Below are 16,460 nucleotides of genomic sequence, written 5' to 3'. Positions count from 1 at the left end.
TGTTCAGCGTCTCCTTAAGGCTATAGGTTTAGTTTGAATGTTGCTGATCGAGCGTTATAGGCTCAGTGTCAGTCGATTTCGATAGTGCTGTCGAACGTATACGTGCTGTCCGCCGTTGTCAGCCTGATTTTTTTGCAGTGAGAACCACACGATGTCCACGCTTGCACTATTGATATGCGATGACTCGAACATGGCGCGAAAGCAGCTGTTGCGCGCCCTGCCTGCTGATTGGGATGTATCGGTAACGCTCGCTACCCAGGGGCAGGAAGGTCTTGAGGCCATCCGTAAAGGCCAGGGCCAGGTGGTGCTGCTCGACCTGACCATGCCGGTGATGGACGGTTACCAGACCTTGACGGCAATTCGTGCCGAAAACCTCGACGCCAAGGTGATTGTGGTGTCGGGTGACGTGCAGGACGAAGCGGTGCGCCGGGTCATGAAGCTGGGCGCGCTGGCGTTTCTGAAAAAACCTGCCGACCCGGACGAACTCAAGAGCACGCTGGAACGCCTGGGCCTGCTGGGCAAGCCGGCCGCGTCACCCGTTGCGCTGCCGGCCCTCAACAATAAGGGTGGGGTGATCAGCTTTCAGGATGCCTTCCGCGAAACCATCAACGTTGCCATGGGCCGTGCTGCGGCGTTGCTGGCCAAGGTGCTGGGCGTGTTCGTGCAGTTGCCGGTGCCCAACGTCAACATGCTCGAAGTCGGCGAATTGCACATGGCGTTGGCCGATGCCCATGCTGATCAGCGTCTGACGGCGGTGTGTCAGGGCTACATCGGTGGCGGCATTGCAGGTGAAGCGCTGCTGATTTTCCATGACTCGGAAATCTCCGGCATGTCGAAACTGATGGGCGACGATAATTCCGACAGCTCCAACATGGAGATGCTTCTGGACCTGTCCACGATCCTGATCGGTGCCTGCCTGAGCGGTATCGCCGAGCAGATCGACATCGCGTTTTCGCAAGGGCATCCACAGTTGCTGGGCGCGCAGGGTGGCATCGACGAGCTTATTCGTATTAATCAGCAGCGCTGGAAAAAGACCCTGGCGGTTGAAATCAGTTACAGCGTAGAAGGCCATAACATTCATTTCGATCTGTTGATGCTGTTCACCGAAGACTCGGTCGAGCTGCTTACCAAAAAACTCGCCTACATGATGAGCTGACCCATGAGCAACGCTATCGAAATCAACGAGCTCCATTGGTTGCTGGCCGTCACGCAGAACATTGACGTAGGCATTGTGGTGCTGGACCTGAACTATCGGGTGACGGTCTGGAATACTTTCATGGAAAACCGCTCTGGCGTGGTGCCTTATGTGGCCATCGACAAGACCTTCTTCGAGTTGTTTCCGGAGGTCAACCGCCAATGGTTGAGCAAGAAAATCGATAACGTCGTGACCCTTGGCACACCGGCATTCACCATCTGGGAAAAGCGGCCGTATCTGGTGCGCTTCAAGAATTACCAGCCGATCACCGGGCACGAAGAGTTCATGTACCAGAACACCACGCTGTTTCCGCTGCGTTCAACCACCGGGGCGATCAGCCATGTGTGCCTGGTGATCTATGACGTCACCGACGTGGCAGCCAACCGCAATCAATTGCAGGCAGCCAATGACAAGCTGCAGCAACTGTCGGGTGCTGAACAAAAGTAAACTGCTGTCTGGCTCGTTGGGGCAGCAAAGCCGCACTGCGGGCTTGATCCCGCTCGTGCTAGGATCGCGATTTTTCCGCTGACGCTCAGAGACATCATGCGACCTCAAGCCACCCTCACTGTTTTGCCTGTCGAGCGCCCGCTGGTCGGGNCATCGGGCGCGTCAGCCCGCCGGGCTCCAAGTCGATCACCAACCGCGCATTGTTGCTGGCCGGGCTGGCCAAAGGCACCAGCCGCCTGACCGGCGCGCTGAAGAGTGACGACACCCGCGTGATGTCCGAAGCACTGCGTCTGATGGGCGTGCAGGTCGACGAGCCGGATGACAGCACCTTCGTGGTCACCAGCAGCGGCCACTGGCAGGCACCGCAGCAGTCACTGTTTCTCGGTAACGCCGGAACCGCAACGCGCTTTCTGACCGCTGCACTGGCCAACTTCGAAGGCGACTTTGTGGTCGACGGCGACGAGTACATGCGCAAGCGCCCGATCGGCCCGCTGGTCGATGCCTTGCAGCGCATGGGTGTGGAGGTCAGTGCGCCCAGTGGCTGTCCGCCGGTGGCGATCAAGGGCAAAGGCGGTCTGGAAGCCGGACGTATTGAAATCGATGGCAACCTGTCCAGCCAGTACGTGTCAGCGTTGCTGATGGCCGGAGCCTGCGGCAAGGGCCCGGTCGAAGTCGCCTTGACCGGCAGCGAGATTGGCGCACGTGGTTACGTCGACCTGACCCTGGCGGCCATGCAGGCCTTCGGTGCCGAGGTTCAGGCCATCGGCGAAACCGCCTGGAAAGTCTCCGCCACTGGTTATCGCGCTACGGACTTCCATATCGAACCGGATGCATCGGCGGCCACCTACCTGTGGGCCGCCCAAGCATTGACCGAGGGCGATATCGACCTCGGCGTGGCCAGCGACGCATTCACTCAGCCTGATGCCCTGGCCAGTCAGATCATCGCAAGCTTCCCGAACATGCCTGCCGTGATCGACGGTTCGCAAATGCAGGACGCGATTCCGACGCTGGCGGTACTCGCCGCCTTCAACCGTCAGCCAGTGCGCTTTGTCGGCATCGCCAATCTGCGGGTCAAGGAATGTGACCGTATTTCAGCATTGTCCCACGGCCTGTGTGCCATCGCGCCGGGCCTTGCTGTAGAGGAGGGCGACGATCTGCTGGTGCACGCCAACCCGGCGCTGGCAGGCACCACGGTAGACGCATTGATTGACACCCACTCCGACCATCGCATCGCCATGTGTTTTGCGCTGGCAGGCTTGAAGATTGCCGGTATTCGCATTCTCGACCCCGATTGCGTCGGCAAGACCTACCCGGGTTACTGGGATGCACTGGCTTCGCTGGGGGTGCGTGTTCAGCGCTGAGAGCAGCTATGGAGCCGTTTTCAGATCCCGAAGAACGGCTGCATCATCCGCGCCAGCAGCCCGTGAAAGCGCAGCTTTGATTCTGTCGCCAGTACGCAGATGCATTCCCGGTCAGGGTAAGCGATGGGCTGGTGCTGGATGTGGCTGTCCAGATCGGCCACATCATTGAGCGCGAACGCTCCCTGTATGTCGTGATACGCGCCCTTGAGCACCATGGTCATCTCGCCGCTTTCATGGCTGTGCACCGGCATGCTGACGCCGGGGGCGATTTTCAGCAGCATCAGGTTGCCTTGTTCAATACCTTGCGCACGTACTCGTTGCACGCCAGGAACCAGTGTCTTCCACTTCAGTGTGCTCAGTTGCCGACCGAAATACGCGTGCATGCAGACAGGCAGCAAGTCCGGGTCCTGATTGGCTGCCGGCGTCGAATACATTGCCGGCTCAGCGCCCGTTTGCTGTTCATCGAGGCGCGCCAGCATTGCTGACCTGCCCTTGAGCGGCACCACGCTGCTGGTGTGCTGCTGCATCAATACACCGCCAATCTCTTCGGCTTGCCTGAGTCGCGCACGGCACTCGGCACAGCGTTCAAGGTGCGCCGCAGTCACCACCGCAAGGACCTGCGACAGCGCCCCTGCTGCATAGCTGACCAGCGTCGCGTCATCCGGATGATGTCGTGGGCTCATCATGATTCCTCTATCCGCGAACGCAATTTTTGAAACGCCAGGCGCAGGCACGATTTCACCGTGCCCAGTGGCATACCAAGGCGTTCGGAAATTTCCCGATGGCTGAGCGCTTCAAAATAAGACATTCGCAATACCCGGGCCTGATCGGTGGGCAGGTTCTGAATGGCAATGTTCAGTTGTTGCTCCTGGCGCTGGCTGTAATCGAGCGTTCGATCTACCGGGGCCTCCAGGCGCTCGAGTTGTTCCAGCGAATTCTGCACCTGCACCCAGCCGCGGTCCTTGCGCACGCTGTCGATGTACAGGTTGCGGGCAATGCGAAACAGCCATGTCCCCAGGCTGGCCTTGGTCGGGTCGAAGGAATCGGCCTTGTGCCACAGCTTGAGCAGCACTTCCTGCACCAATTCTTCGGCTTGCCCCTCAGGCACATTCAGCCCGGTCAGATAACGTAACAGGCGCGGCGCGAAGTGATCGTAGATGCGCATGAAGCTTTCGCGGTCCCTCTGGCGGGCCACGGCGGCGACTTCATCAATCCAAAGTCGGGTTATTGTCGATTCGCTGTGAGGGGGGGACAAGTGACAGAAGGTCCTGAGACTGGCAGTAGTGCGCATGATCCACCTTCTGATCACCATTGTCTGGTTTTGGTTCGCAATGCAGAGGTGTTACGCAACGGGATGGGGAGTGGATCACAGGATATGACGAGCGGCGTGGAGGAATTTTACAGGTGCGGCCATGACAATGACCACGGGCCAGTCATGCAGACAGTCGCTGTCATTTCTGCCAGTAGCGCTATGAGCAGCTGGCTGCTTAACCTGTGATCTGGATGCTATCAAGGTCAGGGAGACCATTATGGACACTCACGTTGCACGTGCTTCATCTACGCTGGCCAAGCTGGCGTGTGTACTGCTGGTTATCATTTGTATGGGGCTTCTTTTGCACCTTGGCGAGCTCAGGCTGAGGCTGTAAATCTGGTTACCTGTACAGGAACCCATACTACAAACTGGTTGCCAGGATTGACCAACACCAGTCAGACGATTGTTGTATCGACGACGAGCAGTTGGAACCCGTGTGTTTCGCTCTCATTTCCTTTGGCTACCAGCGCTTCGTCCAGCGAAAGCTTCCAGTCTACGTTTTCCTGCCAGTCGTTACTGTTACCAACATCCAGCAGAACATGGGTCATTAGCTGGAGCGATGGAGTCACCAGCACTTACAAGTTCAACGCGACGATCAATAATATTGGTACTTTGAACACGACCATTATTGGTGTCGGGACAATTGTGGATGGCCGTTATAAAGGCGCCAATGCGACAAGTACATTTTTACTTGGCAATCTTCAGTCAACGTTGGACACCAGCTGCGATACCGCCACCGGCGTTACCCGCGTCAGCGGTCTTTCAACACTGTTGATTACCCCGTAACGAAAGGCATGGAGCATGCACGCATAAAGCCTGCTACAAGGGCTTGTAATGCAGACTGATCGTCAACTCCATCGACTCCTCCTGACTTAATAGGCTCAATCCCGGCCTGCCGGGCAAATGATGTGCGTTGACTGGGTGGCTGACCGGCTCGAAGCAGAAGAAACCCAACCCCGGCGGGCAGAACACCAGAAAGTAGTCGCTGCCAGTGGCCTGGCAGTGCAGCTCATAGCCCAGGTCCGGCTGGCTGATGATGCTCAGGCCATCCCAGCCGGTGAAGCCGTTGTCCAGTCGTGCTTCAGGCAGCGTATTGCTGTGCCGGAAGTCCCACTCGGCGGGTAAGTCCTGCAACTCGGCAGGCAAGCCAGCGTCGTCGCACATCCATACCTGCGCAGCCTTGGCCTGCAAGCGTGTGTGAGGCGTGCGCGGCAGGTAAGGGTGCAAGCCCAGCCCGTGCCAGGCGGCGCGACTGTCCAGGTGGGTGGTGGTCAGTTCGATGCTCAGCTTGCCGTCTTGCAGGGTGTAGCGCAGTTGCGCGCGATAGGCGAACGGCGTCTGGCTGTCGAGTTGCAGGCAGACCTGCTCTGCGGTCTGCTCGATAACACTCCAGACCTGTTGCCAGGCGCTGCCATGAATCGGCAATGGGTCGTTGGCGCTGTTGGCGGCCAGTGCGAGCCAGCCATCCGGCGTGTCGAAACCGCCGTTGCCTATCCGGTTAGACCAGGGTGCCAGCGGGTAGCAGGCCAGTCGGCGAGGTGTACCGGCAGCCAGTGCCAGTTCGTCGCTCGGGCGCAGCAGGGGGTGCCCGCTGGCCAATACGGTCCAGTTGACGATACTGCCACCGATGTCGGGAGCCAGAGTGAGGCGGGTAAGGCCATCTTCAAGGGTCAGTACGTTCGCGGGCATGATGCAAAACCTTCTTGGATGATGGGCTGGATGGTTGAGAGGCAGATGGCGTGGCGCGCCGCCAGGTCAGCAGGACGATACCGCTGACGACGATCAGCCCGCCGATGACCTGGCCGCTGCTGAGCAACTGATCGAGAATCAGCCAGCCGAACAGCAGGCTCGCCACCGGCTCGATGTTCATCACCGGCGCGTTGCGGGCGATGTCCAGCCGCGCCATGCAGATGAACAGCAACGAAAAGCCCAACCCGTAGAGCACCACCAGACTGGCCAGCGCAGTCCAGCCGATGCGGCTTGACGGCAGATCCACGCCACCGGGCAACAGGCCACTGGCACCGGCCAGCGCAGCCGCCGCGAACACCACGACCATGGTCAGCATACTGCGCACAGTGCCGCGCATGCTGGCCAGTTTGTTGTCGGTGATCCATAGCGCAAAGGCGAACACCACCGCTGCGGTAAACGCATAGGCGATACCTTCCAGCCACTGCGGTTCGCTGCTGCCAGGGTTTGACAGCCGCTGCGGCACATCCAGCGCCAGCGTCAGGCCGAACAGAATCAACGCCATCAGGCCTGCGGCACGTCGTGTGGGCCTTGCGTCGCCCAGTGCCCAGATCAACAGCGCCAGCAGAATCGGCGAGACGTTGACCACCAGCAATGCCAGAGCCACCGGAATACGTGCTACCGCCGAATAAATGCAAAAACTCTGAGTCGCGATCAGCAAGCCCAGAAGCAATTGCCAGCGCCAGGTGCTGGCAGGAAGACTGAGCTTTTCACGTTGCCAGAGCACCAGACTGACCAGCACCAGCAGGGTGACGCCGGAGCGGCAGAGAATGGCCAGCAGCAAGCCGGTGTCATGATCGAAAGCGATGCGTGCCGCAATGTGGTTGCCGGCAAACGAACAGGCCAGCAGCGCCAGAATAAGCACGGCAATGTGGCGGGGGAACAGGGCAGGGGCAGACATACGCAACCAGCCTCCTTGGCTGGACAACAGAGGTGCGTACCGGAGCGGTTTGAGCGCTCCGGTAGCGTTGCAACTGATGACGTTAGAGCACGACGCTCGGCAGCCACAACGAGATGGCGGGAATGTAGGTGACCAGCATCAACACCAAAAACAGCGCGACGTAGAACGGCAGCAAAGCTTTCACGGTGGCTTCGATAGTGACTTTGCCCACCGCGGCACCGACGAACAGCACCGCACCCACCGGCGGTGTTATGAGCCCGATCCCCAGATTGACCAGCATGATCATGCCGAAATGCACTGGGTCAACGCCGACACCGACGATGACCGGCAACAGGATCGGAGTCAGGATCAGAATCAGCGGGGCCATGTCCATCACAGTGCCCAGCAGCAGCAACATGACGTTGATGCACATCAGGATCACGTAGCGGTTGTCCGACAGGGTCAGGAACGCCGTGGTGATCTTCATCGGGATTTCCATCAGCGTCAGGATGTACCCGAAGCTGGCGGCAAAACCGATGAGGATCATCACGATGGAAATGGTCCGTGCGGCCCGGTGCATCAGCTTGGGCAGATCGCGCCATTTGTAGTCGCGATAGATGAACATGGTGACGAAGAACGCCCAGAGCACGGCAATGGCGGCCGACTCGGTGGCGGTGAAAATACCCGACAGAATGCCGCCGAGAATGATGACCATGGCCATCATGCCCCAGAGCGCTTCACCGGCAATTTTCAGCGCCTGGCGCAGCGGGATTACTTCACCCTTGGGGTAGTTGCGCTTGCGCGCGAAGATCATGCACAGGCCCATCATCACCGCGCTGAGCAGCAGACCCGGGAGGATCCCGGCCATGAACAGCGAAGCAATCGATACCGTACCGCCTGCCGCCAGCGAATAGAGCACCGAGTTATGGCTGGGTGGCGTCAGCAAGGCCTGAACCGAGCCGCTGACGGTCACTGCCGTCGAGAAGTCCCGAGGATAGCCGTTGCGTTCCATTTCCGGGATCAGCACCGAGCCTACCGAAGCGGTATCGGCCACCGAGGAACCCGAAATCGCGCCGAAGAAAGTGGATGCCACAATGTTGACCAGCGACAGCCCACCGCGCACGAAACCCACCAGCACAGCAGCAAAGGCGACCAGCCGTCGTGACATGCCGCCTTCGGCCATGATTGCCCCGGCCAGCACGAAGAATGGAATCGCCAGCAACGAAAACTTGTTCACGCCGCCCGCAATCTGGATCATCAGCGCATCGGCTGGAATATCGATCCACCAGGCGCCTATCAGGGCCGAAAGCCCCAGCGCATAGGCAACAGGCATGCCGATGAGGATCAATGCGATGAAGCTGCCCAGCAGTATAAAAGCGTCCATTTATGCGGCACCTTCGCTTTCTTCAATGACATCGAAGCGCATCACCGCGCGATGACTCTGGTCGCCCAGAAACAGTCGTTCCAATACGAAAATCAGGGTCACGATGCCGCCGATGGGGATTGGCAGGTAAGTGATGCCGACCCTCAGAAACGGTAGCTCGCCGACAAACTGATTCCACGTGGTAGCGCACAGCTTGAAGCCCTTGAAGATCATGAACAGGGCCACGATTGCCATCAGGATCTGCACGACCATCGAGGCGCTGCGACGCACCTGTTGCGGCATACGGTCCACGGCCATCGAAACGGCCATATGTGCACCGGCGCGGTAACTGGCGGCAGCGCCGAAGAAGGTAAATACCACCATCAGCAAAATGGCCGTGGGTTCCGGCCAGCTGGAGCCGCTGCCGAGTATGTAACGGGCAAAGATGCCCCAGGGGATGATCAGGGTCATGATCAGCACCGACAGACCAGCAATGCCGATGCAGACCCGATAAATCGTGTCGTTGATGCGCAATAGCGTATTTTTCATTGGGCTCACCACTGCGGCGGCGAACGAGCTTTCACTCATCCGCGCAGCATAATCGGACAGGCTTATTGGGCCGCTTGGGTGCTCGGTGCAGCCAGTGCCGGATTGGTCTGGACCGCTTCGATGCGGCTGATCAAATCCTTGTAAGGCGCACCGAATTTGTCACGCACCGGCTGGGTGGCGTCGTAGAAGGCTTTCTTCTGCTCCGGCGTCAGGGTGATGAACTCCACGCCTGCTGCCTTGAGTTTGGCTTCTGCGTCGGCCGAAGACTTGTCCCACAGCGCGCGCTCTTCCATCTGAGCTTCACGCGCGAGCTTTTTCACCAGCGCCTGTTGTTCCGGCTTGAGCTTCTCCCAGGTAGCTTTCGCCATCACGATGGGCTCGGGCAGAATCAAGTGCTCGGTAATCGTGAAGAACTTCGCGTTCTGGTAGTGGTTGTGCTGGAAATAGGTCGGCGGGTTGTTTTCCGCACCATCGATTACGCCGGTTTGCAGGGCGCTGAAGATTTCGCCAGTGGCCATGGCGATGCCGTTACCGCCCATGTCGTTGATGGTTTCGATGAATACCGGGTTGCCCTGAACACGGATCTTCATGCCTTTGAGGTCGGAAATCTGGTGCACCGGTTTCTTCGTGTACAGGTTGCGGGTGCCGCCATCCATCCAGGCCAGTGCGACCATATTGAATTGCGAGTTGGTGATCTTGTCGAGAATTTCCTGGCCGATCTCGCCGTCGATAATCGTGCGCATGTGCGCTTGATCACGGAACACGAACGGCAGGTTGAAGACGTTGACGTCCGGCACGACCGGGCCGACGATGCCCAGGCTGACACGGGTCATCTGCACGGCACCACTCTGGACCTGTTCAACGACTTCCTTCTCGGAACCGAGCACGCCGCCAGCGTACATCTTGAAGGTAATCTCGCCCTTGGATTGCTCTTCGAGCTTCTTGCCCATGTTCTGTTCCGCCACGACCGGCGCATAGCCTGCGGGGTGAACCTCGGCGAACTTGATTTTGACTTCTGCCTGAGCCATGCCTGACACGCAGAAGGCCAACGGAAGTGCAGCGATGAGAAGCTTGCGTTTGAAATCCATGGATATCTCCGATTTTGTTATTTTTGGTCGAGCTATGGGATTTTCGTTGGGCACTGTCAGCCCTGAAACACGGGTTCCTCCAGGCCTTTGACACCAGGGCGCAAAGCGAACAGACCACCGGCGAATGGCTGGTCGCTGATATCGCCACCCGGGCGAATGGACGTTACGAACAAGGTATCGAGATTGGGGCCGCCAAAAGCGCACATGGCCGGTTTTTTAACCGGCACGACCAGCGAGCGGTCGAGTTTTCCGTTGGGCGTAAAACGGTGGATCAGGCCCGCGTCATTGCCGCAGATCCAGTAGCAGCCATCGGTGTCGATTGCTGCACCGTCAGGGCGGCCCAAGTGGTGGTTCATGTCCACGAACAGGCGACGGTTGTGCGGCGTGCCGCTATCGGTGTCGTAATCGAAAGCCCAGATCTTCTGCACGCTGGGATGCGAGTCGGACAGGTACATGGTCTTGCCGTCCGGGCTGAACGCCAGGCCGTTGGGGACAATGAAGTCCTTTAAATGTGCATCGAGTGTCTTCTGCCCGGCGCTGTAGCGATACATCGCACCTACCACTGCGCCTGCTGCCATGTCCATCAGCATGGTGCCGGCCCAGAAGCGTCCTTGTCGGTCGCATCGGCCATCGTTGAAGCGCATGCCTGTCTGTGCATGTTCGACGCTTGCCAGAAGAGTACTGATCAGGCTGCCGTCTTCGCAGGGCTGCTGATGATAAATGCCGTCTTCCATCCCCGCAATCCAGCCGCCGCGGCTGTCGGCTGCGATGCAGGCCAGCATCTGCGGCGCTTTCCAGCTGCGTATGCTGCCATCGGCGAGGCTCCAGCGCAGTAAGGTGCCCTTTGGAATATCCACCCAGTACAACGCTTGGTCATGTGCACTCCAGACCGGGCTTTCGCCAGTGGCGTTTTGTGCATCTACAATCAGTTCGGCATCCATGACAGGTCGTATCTCCAACGTTCTGTAACCAGAGTTCTGTAGTCGGAAGGGGCTGTTTATTGATCGCCGAAGGGGCCGGAGGCCACAAACGCACCGCCCTGATAAACCATCGCCGGGTCGTCAGCCGCAGGCTCCGGTTGGGCTTCAACCTTGGCGCGGAAAATTTCCGAGCTATCTTTGGGGGTGTAGTCCAGTTTGCTGGCGAAGCGGTTGTCCCACCATACGGTCTTGTTGTCCGAAACACCGTAGACCACGGTATGACCGACGTCTGGCGTGTACAGGGAGCGCTCGATCAACTGGGTCAGGTCGCCAAAGCTCAGCCAGGTGCTCATCATTCGACGGTTCTGCGGTTCAGGGAACGACGAGCCGATGCGGACGCTGACGGTTTGGATGCCGTAACGATCGAAGTAGAAGCTGGCCATGTCTTCGCCGTAGGACTTGGACAGACCGTAGTAGCTGTCCGGGCGGCGCGGGGAGTGCGCGTCGATGGTTTCGGTCTGCTTGTGGAAACCGATCACGTGGTTGGAACTGGCAAAGATCACGCGTTTCACGCCATGACGACGGGCCGCTTCGTAGATGTGGAACACACCGCAGATGTTGGCACCGAGGATTTCCTCGAACGGTCGTTCGACTGACACACCGCCGAAGTGCACTATCGCGTCCACACCTTCGATCAGGCGGTATACGGCGTCCTTGTCAGCCAGATCGCAGACCTGAACTTCTTCACTGTCGTCTACCGCCGGTGCCATCTCGGCAATGTCGGACAGGCGTAGCACGTTTGCGTAGGGGCGCAGTGTTTCGCGCAAGACCTTGCCCAAGCCACCTGCCGCACCGGTCAGCAGGAGGCGATTGAAGGGAGTTTGAGTGGTATGAGCCGATGCCATGAGAAAAGTCCCGATTGTTATTTTTGTCATCTGTTGTCGTATGACTTGCCGAATTATCGGCACCGCATACGCTGATTGTCAACGCGGCCAAAGTATAAAAACGACCTGTGTGCCCGCCTGTGCAGACACATTTGTAACAAGGCAAAACCTGCCCCTGTAGATGGGCTTTCAGGCAGGCTTTGCCACAGGTTTCACAGCAGCGAAATAGGGTAGCTTATGAATACGCGGTTCTCGTCGAACTCATTGGTGCTGAAATCGCGACGCAGGCTGGAGTTGCGCCATTTGACGTTCAGGTTCTTGAGTGCACCTCTTTGTACGGTATACGCCAGTTCAGACTCTCGTCCCCATTCCTTGCCGTCGGTGATGTTGCCGGTATGCACATTGTCGCCGCTGATATAGCGGTTCATCAGGGTCAGGCCGGGTACGCCGAGCACTGCGAAGTTATAGTCATGGCGTAACTGCCAGGACTTCTCCTTGGCGTTGTCGTAACTGGAGTTGTAACTGTCGTTGGCCAGCGTGCCGCCGCTGGTGCCGTTGACGCGCATCCACGCCGTATCGCCGGTGAGCTTTTGCAGGCCGATATAGAACGTGCTGCCGCCATAGCGCGCCGAGAGCAATGCGTAAGCGGTCTTGTTGTCGAGGTCGCCGGCCAGTTTGTTTCCGTCTTCCTTGCCGATGAAGTAACCCAGGTTGGCCCCCAGGGTCCAGTCGCCGACCGGCTGGCTGTGCAGCAGGTTGAAAAACTGCTGCTGGTAGATGTCCTGCAGCTCCGAGTACCAGACACCTACCTGGGTACGCTTGTCGTTGAAGGCATACTCGCCGCCGCCGAAGTTGAAGCGATCGGACGTGAACGCGCCTCGGCCGTTCATCGACATGTCTTCCATGCTTGCATCGTTGCGCGGGCTATTGCCGCGGAATTGCCCGCCATACAGCGTCAGGCCGTCGATTTCCTTGGACGTCACCTGGCCACCGCGGAAAGTCTGCGGCAACGAACGACCGTCATCGGAGCGCAGAATCGGCAGCACCGGCATCCATTCGCCGACTTTCAGTTCGGTTTTGGAAACCCGCGCCTTGCCTGCAACGCCGAGACGGCCGAAATCATCTGCCGGGCGACCGTCGCTGTGGATCGGCAGCAACTGAGTGCCCCCTGTGCCTTTGCCACCATCGAGCTTGAGCGAATACAGGCCCAGCACGTCAACCCCGAAACCGACCACTCCTTGGGTGAAGCCCGACTTGGCGTCGAGAATAAAGCTTTGTGTCCATTCCTCGGCTTTGCTCTGCGGAGCTGCGCTGTTGGGAAAGGCCGGGTTGGTGAAGTTGCGGTTGAAGTACGCATTACGCAGCGTAAGTGTGGCTTTGGTATCGTCGACGAAACCCTCTGCCATGCCGAGCATCGGGAAAATCAGTGTCATGCCGCCAACACCCAGCAGGATGCGTGAGCGGGAAGTGTGAAATGTCATTATTGTTTTGCTCCCTTGTTTATCGAAACCGTCCTCTTTTCTGGCCGCGCGCAAGCAGCAGCCGACACCTTTGAGGATTACGTGATGCCTGTTGCCAGGCATGGCCTCGACCGACAGACGACCGAGTACCGTTCGCCATGTATCAGCGAATGTTATGAATCTGAAAGGATGTCGGGTGCTGCGAAACTGTCGGAACAGATGAGGCTTCGATAATCGGTGGAGCAGACGTACAGACGAGAGTTTTCATGGTTGGCCCAGTCTTGTTTTTATTTTTGGCGTTATAGGTTGTCGTACAACTTCGGTGATATTTGCAGCGCGGCCTCGGTTTGTCAACGCGCTGTTAGTCGAGGTTTACCGATTCACCTGATTTTTAACCCCTCGTAAGGCAGTGAATGATTTGGACTGAACGCTGTGTGCAACCGGGCAGTCCACCTCATAACCCCATTATTTTTTGGAGCTGCTGCATGAATCGTTTCACCCAGAAAGTTGTTGTCGTGACCGGGGCTGGTTCCGGGATCGGCGAAGCCACCGCCAAGCGTTTTGCCCAGGAAGGTGCAAGCGTTGTACTGGTCGGCCGTAATCGCGACAAACTCGACAAAGTGGCCACGCAACTGGCGGGCGAAGGGCATTTGGTCCGTGCTACCGATGTGGCGGACCCCAGCGATGTGGAAGCGCTGTTCAAGGAAGTCGCCACGCATTTCGGGCGTCTGGATGTGCTGGTCAACAATGCCGGCATCGTCAAGTCCGGCAAAGTGACCGAGCTGGGCATAGAGGACTGGAAAGAGCTGATGTCCGTGGACCTGGACGGCGTGTTCTATTGCACCCGCACCGCCATGCCGGCGCTGATCGCCAGCAAAGGCAACATCATCAACGTCTCGTCGGTTTCCGGCCTGGGCGGCGACTGGGGCATGAGCTTCTACAACGCGGCCAAAGGCGCAATCACCAATTTCACCCGCGCGCTGGCGATGGACCACGGTGCCGACGGTGTGCGGGTCAACGCAGTCTGCCCGTCACTGACTCGCAGCGAGCTGACTGAAGACATGCTCGGCGACAAGGCACTGATGGCCAAATTCATGGAGCGCATCCCGCTGGGGCGTCCAGGCGAAGCTGAAGATGTCGGCGATGTCATTGCCTTTCTGGCAAGTGAAGACGCACGCTTCGTGACCGGCGTGAATTTGCCGGTGGATGGCGGATTGTCCGCGTCCAACGGACAGCCGCCGCAAGCCTGATGCCGTCGACGAGAGTCATATGCCCGCAGCCCGGAAACGTTCCGGGCTGCTGCGCTACGTTGAATGCAAACCTGTGTTTACACCTGCCTGAAACAAACAAGCCCGGCAAAAGCCGNNNCGGAAGTGGCTGACCATCGTTTGCAACTGCCCGCCAAGGCGTGCCAGTTCGACGCTGGAGGCAGCGGTTTCTTCGCTGGCCGAGGCGGTTTGCTCGGACACATCGCGGACGTTAACGATGCTGCGGCTGATTTCCTCAGCTACGGCACTCTGCTCCTCGGCGGCGGCAGCGATCTGCTGGTTCATTGCCTGAATGTTGGAGACCGTCTGGGTAATACTGCCCAGCGATGTACCCGCCTGACGGCTGAGCTGTACGCTGCTGACGGTCAGTTCGCGGCTGCTGAGCATGATGCTGGACACTTGGCGCGTGCCGCTTTGCAGGGCTGCAACCAGTGTTTCAATCTCGACTGTGGACTGCTGCGTGCGTTGTGCCAGGCCGCGGACTTCGTCGGCAACCACGGCAAAACCACGCCCGGCTTCCCCGGCACGGGCCGCTTCGATGGCTGCGTTGAGGGCCAGCAGGTTGGTTTGTTCGGCCACAGCCTTGATGACGTCCATGACCTTGCCGATCTTGTCGCTTTCCTGCTCCAGCTGGTTCATGGCATCGGCCGAGCGACCCACTTCGTTGGCCAGACGCTCGATCTGCACAATCGCTTCGCCCACGACTTTGTCACCGTCGCGCGCTTCGCGGTCGGCGTTGGACGCTGCCTGCGAGGCCTGTTCGGCGTTACGAGCCACTTCTGCAACCGTTGCCGACATCTCATGCATGGCGGTGGCCACCTGGTCGGTTTCGACTTTCTGGCTGTTGACGCCGGCGCTGGTCTGCTCGGTAACCGCTGACAGCTCTTCGGCGGCACTGGCAATCTGCACAACGCTGTCGCGGATACCGCCAATCAGCTCGCGCAACGTGCTGCCCATGCGTTGAATGCCTTGCTGCAGAACGCCCAACTCGTCACGACGAGTGACTGCCAGGGTCTGGGTCAGGTCACCTGATGCAATACGGTCGACCACTGCCAGAGTTTCCTGCAATGGACGGGTAATCTGCCGGGTGATTATCACCGCTGCAATCATGCCCAGAATAATTGCCAGCAGCGTACAGGTGATCTGCGTGGTGCGAGCCTGTGCGCTTTCCTGATCGCGGCGATCCAGTTGCAGTTGGTACATGGCTTCGCTGATCTTGACGATATCCTGGCCCTGTACGGTCATCTCCTTACGAGCCTGAGCGATGTCGGCAGTTGCGGCCTTGAAGCTCTGCAGGGCTTTGCGGTACGCGGCCAACGAGGTTTCCAGCTGCTTGAGCTGATCAGCCTGGGTGCCGCTGAACGTCGTTTTCAGCGTGTCCAGATCCTTGATGGCAGAATCCAGCATTGCAACGGCGGTCTGTTCAGTTTCTGCCGTAGGGTTGGTGGTGTAGCCACGCACCTCATAACGCGCGAGCCTGAGGTTTTCCTTTGCATCGGTGACGATCTGGTATTGCTCGAACCGATTGGCATCGGCAGGGTCCATTTTTTTCACTTCAGCCTGAAGCAGCTCAAACACATCAATGCTTTTGTCAGCATTCGTGCTCAGCTCATCACGCGCCACAATGCTGGCCTTGTACCCGCCGCGCATGCTGTTCAGCGATTTCTGGTAGTCAGCGATCACCACTCCCAGTTGCTCGAGCATTTTCACGTTTTCGGGACTTTTGAACGAGGTCAGCAGCTTTTGCTGATAGTTCTTGAAGCCGTCCAGCGAGACCTGAACGGTCTCTGCGACTTTCTCGTCGCCGTCAGCGACCATGTATTGCAGACGGGTCACACGCAGTTTGGTCAACTGGGAGTTGAGCGAAGTAATGTCACTCATCCAGTTGCTGCGATTGATCAGTCCGCTCATGCTGGTCCAGCCAGTCAGCGCAAGAATCGCAGTAAAAACAAGTACTAGACCGAAACTGAACTGAACCGCCCCGGGT

15 protein-coding genes and 2 pseudogenes are annotated in these 16,460 nt (G+C 58.5%); 5 read left to right on the top strand and 12 right to left on the bottom strand.

Annotation, left to right across the window (positions count from 1 at the left end):
* Positions 1-151 precede the first annotated feature (151 nt).
* From ALO64_RS05510 to aroA, 3 genes and pseudogenes are all read left to right on the top strand, one after another.
* Positions 152-1,156: a response regulator gene (locus ALO64_RS05510; RefSeq protein ID WP_044344977.1), complete on the top strand. Its 1,005-nt coding sequence runs from the start codon at positions 152-154 to the stop codon at positions 1,154-1,156.
* A 3-nt stretch (positions 1,157-1,159) separates the two neighbouring features.
* Positions 1,160-1,642 (top strand): PAS domain-containing protein, encoded by a 483-nt coding sequence (locus ALO64_RS05505; protein ID WP_044344978.1) that lies wholly within the window; start codon positions 1,160-1,162, stop codon positions 1,640-1,642.
* 96 nt (positions 1,643-1,738) lie between these two features.
* A pseudogene (aroA, locus tag ALO64_RS05500) lies at positions 1,739-3,003 on the top strand (3-phosphoshikimate 1-carboxyvinyltransferase).
* A 20-nt stretch (positions 3,004-3,023) separates the two neighbouring features.
* Here aroA and ALO64_RS05495 read toward each other — a convergent pair.
* Complete coding sequence (locus ALO64_RS05495) at positions 3,024-3,686, bottom strand: ChrR family anti-sigma-E factor (RefSeq protein ID WP_044344980.1); 663 nt, start codon at positions 3,684-3,686, stop codon at positions 3,024-3,026.
* Positions 3,686-4,198: a sigma-70 family RNA polymerase sigma factor gene (locus tag ALO64_RS05490; RefSeq protein ID WP_004642487.1), complete on the bottom strand. Its 513-nt coding sequence runs from the start codon at positions 4,196-4,198 to the stop codon at positions 3,686-3,688. The genes ALO64_RS05495 and ALO64_RS05490 overlap by 1 nt, the downstream gene beginning before the upstream one ends.
* Positions 4,199-4,696: 498 nt before the next feature.
* On the opposite strand from ALO64_RS05490, the gene ALO64_RS25490 reads away from it, so the two are divergent.
* Complete coding sequence (locus ALO64_RS25490; RefSeq protein WP_161794704.1) at positions 4,697-5,101, top strand: hypothetical protein; 405 nt, start codon at positions 4,697-4,699, stop codon at positions 5,099-5,101.
* 33 nt (positions 5,102-5,134) lie between these two features.
* Here ALO64_RS25490 and ALO64_RS05485 read toward each other — a convergent pair whose 3' ends face one another.
* From ALO64_RS05485 to ALO64_RS05450, 8 genes are all read right to left on the bottom strand, one after another.
* A complete protein-coding gene (locus ALO64_RS05485; protein ID WP_044344981.1) occupies positions 5,135-6,004 on the bottom strand; it encodes an aldose 1-epimerase in 870 nt (289 codons plus the stop codon).
* On the bottom strand, positions 5,979-6,962 hold the full coding sequence (locus ALO64_RS05480; protein WP_044344982.1) for an EamA family transporter: 984 nt from the start codon (positions 6,960-6,962) through the stop codon (positions 5,979-5,981). The genes ALO64_RS05485 and ALO64_RS05480 overlap by 26 nt, the downstream gene beginning before the upstream one ends.
* Before the next feature lie 82 nt (positions 6,963-7,044).
* Positions 7,045-8,325 (bottom strand): TRAP transporter large permease, encoded by a 1,281-nt coding sequence (locus ALO64_RS05475; RefSeq protein WP_005733975.1) that lies wholly within the window; start codon positions 8,323-8,325, stop codon positions 7,045-7,047.
* Entirely contained in the window at positions 8,326-8,853 is a 528-nt protein-coding gene (locus tag ALO64_RS05470) for a TRAP transporter small permease (RefSeq protein ID WP_002556153.1), read from the bottom strand.
* Between the two features lie 62 nt (positions 8,854-8,915).
* Entirely contained in the window at positions 8,916-9,941 is a 1,026-nt protein-coding gene (locus tag ALO64_RS05465) for a TRAP transporter substrate-binding protein (RefSeq protein WP_044324341.1), read from the bottom strand.
* Positions 9,942-9,997: 56 nt separating this feature from the next.
* Positions 9,998-10,882 (bottom strand): glucurono-1,5-lactonase, encoded by an 885-nt coding sequence (locus tag ALO64_RS05460; RefSeq protein WP_005733979.1) that lies wholly within the window; start codon positions 10,880-10,882, stop codon positions 9,998-10,000.
* Positions 10,883-10,938: 56 nt separating this feature from the next.
* Positions 10,939-11,766, bottom strand: coding sequence for an NAD-dependent epimerase/dehydratase family protein (locus ALO64_RS05455; RefSeq protein WP_044344983.1), 828 nt, complete (start codon positions 11,764-11,766; stop codon positions 10,939-10,941).
* A gap of 191 nt (positions 11,767-11,957) precedes the next feature.
* Positions 11,958-13,226 (bottom strand): OprD family porin, encoded by a 1,269-nt coding sequence (locus tag ALO64_RS05450; RefSeq protein ID WP_044344984.1) that lies wholly within the window; start codon positions 13,224-13,226, stop codon positions 11,958-11,960.
* Between the two features lie 464 nt (positions 13,227-13,690).
* On the opposite strand from ALO64_RS05450, the gene ALO64_RS05445 reads away from it, so the two are divergent.
* Positions 13,691-14,455, top strand: coding sequence for an SDR family NAD(P)-dependent oxidoreductase (locus ALO64_RS05445; RefSeq protein WP_004663873.1), 765 nt, complete (start codon positions 13,691-13,693; stop codon positions 14,453-14,455).
* Positions 14,456-14,509: 54 nt separating this feature from the next.
* On the opposite strand, the gene ALO64_RS26775 is transcribed toward ALO64_RS05445, so the two are convergent.
* Together ALO64_RS26775 and ALO64_RS26770 are read right to left on the bottom strand one after the other, a co-directional pair.
* The gene (locus ALO64_RS26775) at positions 14,510-15,271 is read right to left on the bottom strand and encodes a methyl-accepting chemotaxis protein (RefSeq protein WP_408002897.1); all 762 of its coding nucleotides are present in this window, start codon (positions 15,269-15,271) and stop codon (positions 14,510-14,512) included.
* 198 nt (positions 15,272-15,469) lie between these two features.
* A pseudogene (locus ALO64_RS26770) lies at positions 15,470-16,354 on the bottom strand (methyl-accepting chemotaxis protein); the annotation flags it as partial.
* Between the last annotated feature and the right edge of the window lie 106 nt (positions 16,355-16,460).

The sequence above is a fragment of the Pseudomonas meliae genome (assembly GCF_001400515.1).
Taxonomy (GTDB): domain Bacteria; phylum Pseudomonadota; class Gammaproteobacteria; order Pseudomonadales; family Pseudomonadaceae; genus Aquipseudomonas; species Aquipseudomonas amygdali.
This window is presented reverse-complemented; position numbering and strand designations above follow the sequence as displayed.

What these genes read in the sequence shown, in the direction of transcription:
- ALO64_RS05510 (WP_044344977.1), top strand. Translation starts at nt 152, where the DNA reads ATGTCCACGCTTGCACTATTGATATGCGATGACTCGAACATGGCGCGA.
- ALO64_RS05505 (WP_044344978.1), top strand. Translation starts at nt 1,160, where the DNA reads ATGAGCAACGCTATCGAAATCAACGAGCTCCATTGGTTGCTGGCCGTC.
- ALO64_RS05495 (WP_044344980.1), bottom strand. Translation starts at nt 3,686, where the DNA reads ATGAGCCCACGACATCATCCGGATGACGCGACGCTGGTCAGCTATGCA.
- ALO64_RS05485 (WP_044344981.1), bottom strand. Translation starts at nt 6,004, where the DNA reads ATGCCCGCGAACGTACTGACCCTTGAAGATGGCCTTACCCGCCTCACT.
- ALO64_RS05480 (WP_044344982.1), bottom strand. Translation starts at nt 6,962, where the DNA reads ATGTCTGCCCCTGCCCTGTTCCCCCGCCACATTGCCGTGCTTATTCTG.
- ALO64_RS05475 (WP_005733975.1), bottom strand. Translation starts at nt 8,325, where the DNA reads ATGGACGCTTTTATACTGCTGGGCAGCTTCATCGCATTGATCCTCATC.
- ALO64_RS05470 (WP_002556153.1), bottom strand. Translation starts at nt 8,853, where the DNA reads ATGAAAAATACGCTATTGCGCATCAACGACACGATTTATCGGGTCTGC.
- ALO64_RS05465 (WP_044324341.1), bottom strand. Translation starts at nt 9,941, where the DNA reads ATGGATTTCAAACGCAAGCTTCTCATCGCTGCACTTCCGTTGGCCTTC.
- ALO64_RS05460 (WP_005733979.1), bottom strand. Translation starts at nt 10,882, where the DNA reads ATGGATGCCGAACTGATTGTAGATGCACAAAACGCCACTGGCGAAAGC.
- ALO64_RS05455 (WP_044344983.1), bottom strand. Translation starts at nt 11,766, where the DNA reads ATGGCATCGGCTCATACCACTCAAACTCCCTTCAATCGCCTCCTGCTG.
- ALO64_RS05450 (WP_044344984.1), bottom strand. Translation starts at nt 13,226, where the DNA reads ATGACATTTCACACTTCCCGCTCACGCATCCTGCTGGGTGTTGGCGGC.
- ALO64_RS05445 (WP_004663873.1), top strand. Translation starts at nt 13,691, where the DNA reads ATGAATCGTTTCACCCAGAAAGTTGTTGTCGTGACCGGGGCTGGTTCC.